Origin of the sequence: Thermogemmatispora sp. (assembly GCF_019683755.1) — a bacterium.
In the GTDB taxonomy this organism is placed as follows: Bacteria; Chloroflexota; Ktedonobacteria; order Ktedonobacterales; family Ktedonobacteraceae; genus Thermogemmatispora.
This window is the reverse complement of record NZ_JADGHT010000199.1, coordinates 1-8,605: the sequence shown is the minus strand read 5'-3', so window position 1 is coordinate 8,605 and position 8,605 is coordinate 1. Positions and strand designations below refer to the sequence as shown.

Below are 8,605 nucleotides of genomic sequence, written 5' to 3'. Positions count from 1 at the left end.
ACCCCTAAAGCGATGAGCTTGCTGTGCCTGGCTGTGGTAAGCCAGCCCTTCTTGACTATCCTCATCCCGACCTGTCCCGGCTCGCTTACCCGGCGCTTAAAGCAGGACAAAAATGAAAGAAGAGATTATTGTGGTAGAATCTAGGCTGAAAGATAAAATGAGCAGAAAATCATCGGTGCCAAGCGCTGTCTCTAGGCGTCCTCTACTTAGTCTGGTCTTGCTGCTTCTCCTGATTGCAGCAATGTTGGCCTTAACAGCCTGTGCTGGACATGCTGCCAGCTCGCAGCATCAGGTCGTTCCTGCCAGCTCGCAGAGTCAGTCTACGCCGGTGAGCAATCAGGATAGCACGCCACCGACAGGCGAGGGTAGCCCTGCACAGCAAGTGCAGTCGATTGACCAGCAGGTTCAGGGAACGCTGCCGGCGCTGGATCAGGCCCAGAATGACGCTAATAACAGCGACCAAGGCCAGGATAACGCTCCCCTGCCCTAGAAAGCCAGGAGCGGTCTTGATCATTGCTACCTAACCGATCAATTACCATGCGCGGAGAGACTCAGAAGATGAAAGCGAAACTCTTCAGGATAGTGAGGCCTGCCAGTAAACTGACTGTGGTAACGCTGATTGGTGTCACGCTGGCAGGTTTGTTGGCCTTCTTGGCTCTACCGGCCATTGCCCAAGCTGCACCTAGCTCCGGCACTAAGTGCGCCCGCGACGATGTTCAGTGTGTCATCAACGTCGGTAACCAACTGATCACGGCGCGCTTGAACGCCTTGAATACTCTCAGTAGCCGCGTAACGCAGCAACAGCAAGCCGGTCATATCACTGCTGATGCGGCCAGTGCCCTGCAGGCTGACATTGCCACCAATCAAAATGGCCTGAAGTCGCTACAGAGTAAGCTGGACGCAGAGACCTCAGCTCAGGCTGCTCGTCAGGATGTGAAAAACATCTTCTGGCAGTTCCGCATCTATGCGGTCGTGCTGCCGCGCGATTATCAGCAGCTCCACTTTGATATCGAAGAGAAACTAGCGAGCAAGATGGCAGCGGCTAAGGCCACTATTGAGAAGGCGATTGCTTCTGCGCCTGCCAGTAAACAGGCCCAGTTGCAAAGTCTCTACACTGACTTTAAGGCTCAGCTTGTGACAGCCGAGGCCCAGTTTGATACGGTGCAGAGTACCCTCCCCACGCTGACCCCGGAGAACTATAATCAGGAGCGCACAGCCTACGCCAGCAACCTGGCAAAGGTACGCAGCGCCGAGAAAACAGCCCATACAGCCTTGCACCAAGCAGCCAGCGATCTACACCAGATCGCCCAGTTATTGAAGGACTAGCTGACTCACTACCCAACCTGCTGGTAACTGAGCGTGGGAACAGGGTCATAACCGCCACAAGGCGAAGAGGCCAGCCTCTTCGCCTTGTTAGCTTTGCTGTAGAGAAGCGTTGCGGTGGGGAAGGGCAACAGGAGGCGAGGCAGCTTGCGCCCGAGGCTAGCGCTCACGCTGGCGGTAGCCGTTACGTAAGCGGTCGTAGGCGATGCGCAGGCCCTCCAGGGGAAGGAACTGGTTAACATACTGGATCTCGGGGATCAGCGGAGCCATGAAATTGGCCAGGCCGCCGTGAGCGATGATCTTCACTTCGTCCTGATCGCGCACCTCGGGGATCTCAGCGCGCAGGCGGCGGATCAATCCCTGAACCAGGCCCACATGACCGTAGATGATGCCCGATTGCATGTTCTCGGTCGTGTTCTTGCCCAGAGCCGAGCGTGGAGGAGTCAGCTCGACGCGGAAAAGGCGCGCCGCGGCACTGCTGAGAGCCTCGGCAGAGATCATCAGCCCTGGGGCAATCGCTCCGCCAAGAAAGTCGCCCTGAGCTGAGATCACGTCAAAGGTGGCAGCCGTGCTGAAGGAAATGACAATAGCAGGACCACCATATAGCTCATGGGCGGCGATGGCGGTGACAATACGGTCAGAGCCTACTTCCCACGGGTTGTCGACTAACAGACGCAGGCCCAGGTCCAGCGTATGATCGACAATGATGGCTTCCTGATGAAAATAGCGCTGAACCATCTCCTGAAAGACCGGCGTCAGCGGGGGCACAACACATGAGAAAATAACGGCATGGACGTCGCTGAAAGAGTGACCGCTGTGATGCATGAGGGTGCCCAACAACATGGCGTACTCATCAGCGGTGCGCTGACGCACGGTGGAAACGGCCCAGTGATGCTTGAGGGTCTCACTGTTATAGAGGCCAAATTTAATGTTAGTGTTGCTAATATCGATAGCCAGCAGCATAGGGAACTCCTGTTGGTGGCCAGAGAGGATAGCTTAGAAAAAAACAAAAGAACTACTCAGATACGATTCGCGGGCGAAGAGAGTGAGTAACTCGCGCGCGAACCCGGCTCAGGCGATCTGCTGTACTCTGGCGGCGTATTGCTTCAGCAAGGCCGCGATCAGGAAGGGGTCGCCATAGGCCGTATCGGTAGTGACAACGACCTCGGTGTTCGTGCGGGTGTCAATAAAAGCCAGTGAGGTGGGGGCGCGGGAACTCATAGCCTTGCGCCGCTCCTCGGGCGACTGGGTCATGCCACGTCCAAAGAGAAAACCCACCATGTTCTCGCTTGCGCTGCCAAGTTGCGAAAGCTGACTGGTCGTAGGTGGTGTGCGGTCAGGCCTGGCACGTCCTCTGGCTGTCACATAACGAACGTTGATCAGGGGAACATGTACCACCCTATCCCCAGCTTGCTGGACAAAGTCCTCGGGAGTGATCACAATGAGATAGTCTTGTGCTCTGATGAGACGGTGTACATCGTTGATCAGGCACCAGATGCTACCCAGACCGATAAAAAGTAGGATGCCAAGAATAATAGTGCTGGCAATCGCTCCGAAAACACTGTGGTAGTTTTCGGGCACCATAATGGGGAAGATAACCGCGAATAGAATGAGTCCCAGAGCTGCCCTGAAGAGCCAGCCAATGATTGAGAGGATCACTCTGCCGCGCTGTAATGGCAGGATAATCCAGCCATCTGGCTTTTCTTCGCCCGCTCTGGCGCGAGTCAATATTTCGGCTGCTTCCATGACCAGGAACCTCCCGTAGGTGTGGGGCGTGTCCGCTCCCTTGCCGCTGCGCTGCGCCTGGCCATTTTGCCCGCTGCGCGCACCAGCCAGGACTAGCCGCCTGCCTGTCTCCCTCAATTATAGCAAATCCAGGCCGCTGCGCAGAAAGTTTTTGCTCGGTCACGTAGCCGCCAGTGGTTCAGTCAGCCTCCCTAGAGCTTAGTCCCTCCCACTCTACCCTCCAAGATTGCTCTCTCCTTCCTCCTACATACCTGCAACGTCGCATCTCGACCCCGTGAGATTTGGCCATCGCTGGCGAGCATGATATAATGCTTGAGAAGCTGTGGCTTTCCCCTTCTGCTTTCTGCCTGTCGCCGGGCGGCTTGAGACCCTGAGAACGATGGCCAGTAGACAGACAGGTCGATCAGCAAGAGAAGGCGAAGGGGAGGAATAAGTCGCGGGGAGAGAGGCGCCATCTATGGAGCAAGAGAGCCGCGCGTTGGCTACACTGGCAGCTCGCTACCTGCGCCAGTGCTACCACGACCATAGACCGTCGGAGGCCGAGACGGTGCCTCTGGATGAGCTGATTGCCTGGCTGGGGCTGGAGATTGCCACGTTTCATCCTGCTGATCAGCCCCCAGGAACCTACGGCTACCTGGAGCCGGGTGATAATCTGATCTGGATCTGCCGCACTTTACCTGAGCCGCAGTGGCGTTTTACCCTCGCGCATGAACTTGGCCATGTGATCCTCCATCGTCCTTTAACTGCGGCCATGCGTCTCCTATTGCCGGGGCTTGAAGAGATGTTGAAACCTCTCAAGCTCGGGATGGCGACACTTGTCAGAGAAGAGCCTGATCAAGCGAGCCTGTGCAACGAAGCCGATATACGCGAAGAAGTAGGAGCCATCTCTGACGGCGACAGCATCGAAGAACTCTTGGGGCCTGGCCAGTCCTATAGTCCCCGCAGTCAACGCGAGCTGACGGCGAACCTCTTCGCTGCTGAACTGCTGATGCCCCTGGAAGAGGTGCGCGCGCTCTATGTGGAACAACGGCAGCCGCCGCTTGTGCTGGCGAAGCGTTTCGGGGTCTCACTGGCTGCCATTCTCAACCGTCTGGCCGGCCTGCTCAAAGAATATCCTCTTGTCATGGAACAACGGGAACAGCCGAGGCAGGCGGCGGCGAGTGTGAGTCGACATTACGATGAGTTCCAGCAAGCAGCCATCACAGCGACCACCCCGGCTCTGGTGATCGCCGGTCCTGGCAGCGGCAAAACCAGCACGCTTATCGGGCGCGCTGAGTATCTCATCTGCTCCTGCGGCGTTGCACCGCGCTCTATTCTGGCCTTAACCTTTTCGCGCAAGGCCGCTGAGGAAATGCAGGAGCGTCTAGCGCATGCCCTGCGTGCGCGCCTAGGACAGGGCGTTGATCACAGAGAGCTACCGACGGTCAGCACGTTTCATGCTTTCTGTGCCGAGTTACTACGCCAGTATAGCGAGTTGGTGAGTCTCCGTCCTGACTTTGCCTTAATTGACGATGCCGAAGGCTACTTTTTGCTACGTAATTTGGCGCCTCGCCTTCCTCTCTACTATTATCATCATCTGACACAGCCTACGCTCTATTTCCCTGATATTCTGAAAGCAATCTCGCGCGCCAAGGACGAGCTGGTAACTCCTGAACGTTACCGCCAATTAGCGGAGCAGATGCGAGAGCAGGCCCAGACAGTCGAAGAGCGTGAGCGTGCAGAGCGGGCCCTTGAAGTGGCGGCGATCTACCAACTCTATCAGGAGGAGCTGGAGCGGCGTGGCGACGTCGACTTTGGCGGCCTGATTATGCTGACAGTGCAGCTTCTCGCCAGCCACAATGATATTCTGCTGCAGCTCCAGCAGCGCTACCAACACATCCTTGTTGATGAATTTCAAGATATCAACCGAGCCAGTGGGGTGCTATTACGTCTGTTAGCGGGCGAGGCGCGCCGCGTCTGGGTAGTGGGTGATGCAAACCAGGCTATCTACGGCTTCCGTGGCGCCTCTCCCGCCAACATCACGCGCTTCCAGGAGGACTATCCCGGGGCCCTGATACTCTCGCTGAGCCGCAATTATCGCTCGCGTCCCGATATCGTTGCACTGGCCGAAGCTTTTCGCCTCCAGCATCTGGAAGCTGGGCAGACAGATGGGGAGGCAGCCCTCCGGCGCAACGAAGCCACACGTTCCTCACCGCCCGAGCCGTATGTGACGCTGGCGGTGGCCGAGAATGAAACTGACGAACTAGCCGGCCTGATTGCTGATCTCCAGGAGCGTGCTCGCCAGGGATACCGCTACCGTGACCTCGTCGTGCTCTGTCGGACACGTGCTCAGGCCCGACGCATCTCGCAGGCCCTAGCAATAGCGGGCCTACCAGTCATCGAGAGCGGCGGCACGCTGGAGCAGGAGCACATCAAGGATGCTCTGGCTCCAGTGCTCTTGCTGGCTGGGCCGGATGGCATGGGCTTACTGCGCGCGGCCCGTTGGCCGGAGCACCCTCTCAGTCAGGCTGATATCGAGGCTCTGCTACGGGTAGCGCGCGAACAACAGCTTGCCCCTGGCCTGCTCCTGCTGCGCGGCGAGATCCCCGAGACCATCAGCCCTGCCGGGCGACGCTCGTTACACTTGCTCAGTGAACTGCTCCAACGTTTGAGCGCAGCCTCTGATATCTGGTCGCTGCTCGCTCAGTATCTGCTGGTCGAGACAGATCAAGTGCGTCGCCTTCTCGACCGCAACGACGCTCAGGCGAAGGCGGTACTGGCTGACTACGCTCTACTGCTCCAGCTAGCGCGACGCTACGACTTACAGCAGCAGCGCCAACAGCAGGAAACTTCTCCAGCGACGGATGGCCAGCCTACCGACCAAACAGGCACTCCCCAGGCCGGCCTGATCTATGAACGCGCGCGCGGCTTCTTAGAGTATTTGCGCGTGCTATCGATGCTACGCCAGGACAGCAGCGCGCGCCAGCAAAGCCTTGAGCTGAGCCAGGGAGATGAAGCGGACGTTGTGCGTGTCATGACAGTTCATGCTAGCAAAGGCTTGGAATTTCCTGTGATCTATTTGCCCGGACTGAACCAGCAGCGCTTTCCCGCCGCACGTCGCTATAACCCGGCCCCACCACCTGAGGGTATGCTCTCATTTGAGGGCGATGAAGGAAGCCTGCATGAAGTGGGCGAAGCCTGCCTCTTCTATGTCGGCATTACGCGCGCGCGCGATCATCTCGTGCTAAGTTATAGCCGTCGTCCAGGCAGGCGAGCAGCAAAGCCATCGACTTTTTTGGAGCCAGTGCTGACCAGCCTGCCGCCCGAGCGCCTGGTAAGAACAGAATGGCGCCAGCAAAGTGGGCCAGGCACTAGCGACCAAGCAAAGCCTGAGCCTCTGCCTCCTGCCCTGCCCCATGAGGAGTTTATCCGGGCTATGCAGCCGGAGATTCTCAGCGTCTCCGCCCTGGAATGCTATCAGCAGTGCCCTCGCAAGTATCTCTATAGCTATATCTATCGCTTTCAGCCTTTGCAAGAGAGCTACGCTCTCTTTGTTCAGGCCATACGCAAAACGCTAGAAACCCTCTACGATTGGATCGAGGAAGGGCGCCAGGCTACTTCCCCAGAAGAGGCATCAGACACCCTGCCGACCTGCGAAGCTGTCTGTGAACTCTATAGTCGGCACTGGCGGGAACTTGGCGGCCAGGAGTCGCCTTTTGCCTCGCTCTACGAACGGCACGGACGCGAAGTGGCCGAGCAGCTTCATCGCAAGCTGCGTGATAGCGTTGAAACTCAACATTGGCTACTTGGGCGCGGCTTCACTATAGAGATTGCCGGACAGACGATTCGAGTCGATGTCGATCGGGTCGAGGTGCCACGGCGGCCGAACCAGCCTGTACGCTTTGTGCGCACGCGCTTTGGTCGGCGCAAGCAGGAGCCTGAACCTGATATACGCGAACTACTTTATATGCGCGCTTATCGCGAGCATTATCCCGGACAAGAGGCCGAGCTACAGAGCGACAACCTGACCACAGGTGAGGTCAGTGCGGTGAAACTCGGGCAGCGACGCGAGCAGAATCTGTACACCAGACTGGTTGAGAGCATCGAACGCCTCAAACAGCATGATTACCCTGCCGCCCCCGCTGACCCAGGGCGCTGCCCGACCTGCCCCTTCTTTCTCATTTGCCCCGCCTGAGGTTGACGCGGTACTCTCTTCTCAGCCACCGTCCCCTAACCCGCTCACAAAGCCTGCGGTCCCAGCTGAATCAGCCGACCGAGAAGAACGACCTGCCTCCTCCTCGTGGCACCCAGTATGGTATAATGGCCGCCAGTGAGATGGGCCGTAGGCGCTCGTTCTTGCTACGACAACGGCTCTCTCTGACATAAGTAGCTTTTGAAAAAAAAGAGACGCTTATCAAGGGAAGGCGATCTTAAGTCGTCTCTCAAGAGAGAAGTGGTCGTTACAATAGATACAGGGCGTGCTACTTCATGCCCGCACACGAGGCATCGGCATGTTCATTGGCAAGATTGTCAAATCCGACTCGCATATCAATTACGTCTGTCAGATCTATGGACCGCGCGAGGTCGAGGTTGAGCCGGCGCCTGAAGACTACGCCTTCGGACGCTTCGTACGCATTGCTGTGCGTGCACGCCAAGGCGATGATCCAGAGGCGGAGCTGCATCGCGTGCTGGGTATGAGCACGGAACCACGAACCTACGCCGTCGGCGTCATCTACGATACCATCTTGCTCAATCCGACCTTCGGCTCGCTGGGACCACGCCTCTCCAATGAAACACAGGTTGAACTCTTCTCGCCCGACTATATTGCCGAGCGCGCCGTGTTGATCTATGTCATGGTGCTCGGCATGATGCAGGAACGAACGACGCCCGAGGGGCGAACGGAAGTGCTCGCGATTAAGCATGGCGTGCCCTTGCTCTCGCTGGAGCTGGGAAGCGAGATCGAGACAATGGACGATGAACAGGTGCGGGCGTTCCACTTCTTCAGCGATCCCGATAGGCCAGATGAGCCGCCCTATCTCCATATGGGCTATCTGCCCCACATCATCGCCCAACGCAATAGCTTGCTGCCAATGGTCACGCTTTGTATCATTGATCAATTAGAGCGCCTATTTCCTCAAAATCTCTCTCTGCTTTCAATTGTCAAGCGAAACTTTGCCTGGCGTCTCAAGGTTGAAACCACTGGCTAGACCGGGATGAGCGCGCAGAGAGCGAGGGGGCGCGGCGAGCGGAACGGACTGGACCGGATCAGGTCGGCCAGGCCGGCTCTTCCCCTCAGCTCTGGCTGCCTGGCTCGTGTAAGAGCCAAGATCGGACAGCCGGACACGGCAGGCCTGGAAAGAAGCTGATCTGCCAGGCAGTGCAGTTCAGAATAGCAGTTCTCTCACGTGAGATGGAGTGAAAGCGGCTATGGTAAGCGATTCTGCCAATGTGCCTCCTGTTTCGCGAGGGCGCACGGGTCGCAAGCCTGTGGGCATTACCAAGGGACCGGGCGAGTCAGCCCATGAGTATACCTTTGTCTCGCGCGACGATGAGCAGG

Annotated in this window: 6 protein-coding genes; 4 read left to right on the top strand and 2 right to left on the bottom strand. The window is 57.6% G+C overall.

The window, feature by feature from the left end; all coding sequences use genetic code 11:
- The first annotated feature begins 157 nt into the window (after positions 1-157).
- Positions 158-490 (top strand): hypothetical protein, encoded by a 333-nt coding sequence (locus tag IRZ24_RS13035; protein ID WP_297164936.1) that lies wholly within the window; start codon positions 158-160, stop codon positions 488-490.
- A gap of 68 nt (positions 491-558) precedes the next feature.
- Entirely contained in the window at positions 559-1,326 is a 768-nt protein-coding gene (locus tag IRZ24_RS13030; protein WP_297164934.1) for a hypothetical protein, read from the top strand.
- Positions 1,327-1,482: 156 nt separating this feature from the next.
- Here IRZ24_RS13030 and IRZ24_RS13025 read toward each other — a convergent pair whose 3' ends face one another.
- Together IRZ24_RS13025 and IRZ24_RS13020 are read right to left on the bottom strand one after the other, a co-directional pair.
- Positions 1,483-2,286, bottom strand: a complete 804-nt coding sequence (locus IRZ24_RS13025; RefSeq protein ID WP_297164932.1) for a type III pantothenate kinase — start codon at positions 2,284-2,286, stop codon at positions 1,483-1,485.
- Between the two features lie 108 nt (positions 2,287-2,394).
- On the bottom strand, positions 2,395-3,069 hold the full coding sequence (locus tag IRZ24_RS13020; RefSeq protein WP_297164930.1) for a hypothetical protein: 675 nt from the start codon (positions 3,067-3,069) through the stop codon (positions 2,395-2,397).
- A gap of 457 nt (positions 3,070-3,526) precedes the next feature.
- On the opposite strand from IRZ24_RS13020, the gene IRZ24_RS13015 reads away from it, so the two are divergent.
- Both IRZ24_RS13015 and IRZ24_RS13010 read left to right on the top strand, forming a co-directional pair.
- Positions 3,527-7,243: a UvrD-helicase domain-containing protein gene (locus IRZ24_RS13015; protein WP_297164928.1), complete on the top strand. Its 3,717-nt coding sequence runs from the start codon at positions 3,527-3,529 to the stop codon at positions 7,241-7,243.
- A gap of 316 nt (positions 7,244-7,559) precedes the next feature.
- The gene (locus tag IRZ24_RS13010; protein WP_297164926.1) at positions 7,560-8,255 is read left to right on the top strand and encodes a hypothetical protein; all 696 of its coding nucleotides are present in this window, start codon (positions 7,560-7,562) and stop codon (positions 8,253-8,255) included.
- Positions 8,256-8,605 lie beyond the last annotated feature (350 nt).